At 49.5% G+C, this 1,999-nt stretch carries 2 protein-coding genes and 1 pseudogene; 2 read left to right on the forward strand and 1 reads right to left on the reverse strand.

The features are described from left to right. Nucleotides 1-531 precede the first annotated feature (531 nt). On the forward strand, nucleotides 532-786 hold the full coding sequence (locus DW49_RS0123685; protein WP_024421449.1) for a hypothetical protein: 255 nt from the start codon (nucleotides 532-534) through the stop codon (nucleotides 784-786). Nucleotides 787-1,096: 310 nt separating this feature from the next. Beyond that, nucleotides 1,097-1,741 carry a Cap15 family cyclic dinucleotide receptor domain-containing protein gene (locus DW49_RS1000000130975; protein WP_081591351.1) on the forward strand — a complete coding sequence of 215 codons (645 nt, stop codon included), beginning with the start codon at nucleotides 1,097-1,099 and terminating at the stop codon, nucleotides 1,739-1,741. 169 nt (nucleotides 1,742-1,910) lie between these two features. Here the strand turns inward: DW49_RS1000000130975 and DW49_RS1000000132505 are convergent. Continuing rightward, nucleotides 1,911-1,999: pseudogene (locus tag DW49_RS1000000132505) on the reverse strand (IS5/IS1182 family transposase); the annotation flags it as partial.

A 1,999-nucleotide genomic window follows, 5' to 3' on the forward strand; every position in this document is an offset into this window, starting at 1 on the left:
GGCATTGCAGGCTCGTATTGGTGTTGTGTGAGAACTCCAACAATACGGGCCTGTTCTCATAGGGATCAATAGGTTACGTCGAAACGGGAACAGACCCTAGAGGGAACCGGGGCATGCGAAAGGAGTGTGTTTCAAAATATTTCAATAGCGAAACGTCGTACCCCGCGATTTAGAAGGGCTGGGCATACATACAGGAGCAAAATGGATCCAACGACTGACTTGCGCACAAGTTACCCACAGGGTTGTTGCCTTGCAATGTCAATTTGACCCCATTATCTTGTAGGTCAACTCGACAACAGCACTACATGTTGTGTTTTTAGCGAGTAGCTGAGGTTTCAGTGAACACAGCGGATATGCGTGCAAAGTTTGGACGCCGAGCACACATACCCGCCAATCCCTGAACCAATGCGGACACTGGTGGGAAGCGCATTAGAGAAAAACCGACTTTGGATGTCAACCATTCAGCTCGGTTTTCCGCTCAAGGGTTGCTCCTGCCTACTCGATTTTTTATAGCTACAGGAGCATCTAATCGTGCCGAAAAATCCTAAACAAACTTCGTCTCCCGTGGCCAGCTTGGCCTCCAAAATTCTGCGTAGTGATAGCTCCTCGGCTATCCAGAAGGAATTGGCAGGGTCGGCCATGGCTCAAGCTTCGACCGGCAAGCAAACCGGTGCCAATATGGAGACTAAAGCCAGTCATGTCCTCGACAGCAACAAGTACAACGCCACCACCAAGACCCTCGCGGCCTCGGTACTCGCCCAATCGAACAAAAAAAGGGGTAAGTAAAAATGGCTCAGTATTTCGTCAACCGCAACGCACAGACCAACGGTGACCACGAGGTGCATACCAGTACGTGCATCTATTTGCCGGCAGCTCACAATCGCCTTGATCTTGGCTACCACACCACCTGTGCGACTGCTGTTCGCCAGGCTCGCAACACCTACCCGCAATCGAACGGTTGCCGGACGTGCTCCTCGGTATGTCATACCCAGTAATTTTCGAAGTCTCATCGGAAGCTCTGGGCGGCTTTGCTGCTGCCCATCTTCTGCAGGTTAATGGGCTTCCGGGACATTAAGTATATTGAAGGTTGCGTCTGATGATTCACGATCATGAATACAGCCTATTGGGCGGGGTAAATCGAGCTCTGATTGGCCGGTATTTGACACTACTGGCAAGCGCGATTTCCGGCATTGCGGTTTTTTTGCTGCTGTCAGCTGAAGATCTGGCTAAAAAGTATGACCTGCCTGTAAATCTTCCACCGACAGCCCTGTCACTAATTGGCGCAGGTATAGTTTTTGCCCTGCTGTACGCTCTATTCAATAAGACAGTTTGGAAATGGCGCTGGGCAGTTAAATATCTAAAAGTTCCTGATCTGTCGGGAGAGTGGCAGTGCACTGGAACAACACTGAACACCGAAGGAAATCCGATTCGCTCTTGGCAAGCCGATGTATATATTTGTCAAACTTGGGACAAGATTAGAGTGCGGTTGAAGACACATCAATCAGGCTCCAACAGTATCACTGCGGCGTTGGTTCACGATGAAGCTGACGGATACCGCCTTCTTTATAACTATCAGAATGATCCTAATCCCGGCGAACCTGAGCTTCGGGGACATGTAGGCAGCGCAAACCTTTTGTTTACTAAATCACTAGATTGCGCAAAGGGTGACTATTTTAACGGTTACGGTCGGCCCACCTATGGGCGAATGGAGCTGAGGAGAAAAAATGAACACACCAATTAACGAACGAATCAATCGTCTGCGCTCCAGACGCTCGGGCCTTGATAGATCCTCTGTAATCGCGATGGATGCGAAGGATTTCATCGTGAACCGAAGCCTTACAAAAGAGGCGTGGGAACATAGGGTTAAAGACAAGCCTAATACAACATTTGCTTTAGGGTCTGTTCCCGTTTCACATTGGTAGCCACAGAAAAGCGCAGGCCATTGCTATGACGCTTTCATAGTTTCTCTTGAGTTTGTCGAATCGAGAAGCCACCGCCC

Source organism: Pseudomonas avellanae BPIC 631, assembly GCF_000444135.1.
Taxonomy (GTDB): Bacteria; Pseudomonadota; Gammaproteobacteria; order Pseudomonadales; family Pseudomonadaceae; genus Aquipseudomonas; species Aquipseudomonas avellanae.

Coding starts and splice junctions, on each gene's coding strand:
- DW49_RS1000000130975 (WP_081591351.1), top strand. CDS start 1,097: ATGATTCACGATCATGAATACAGCCTATTGGGCGGGGTAAATCGAGCT.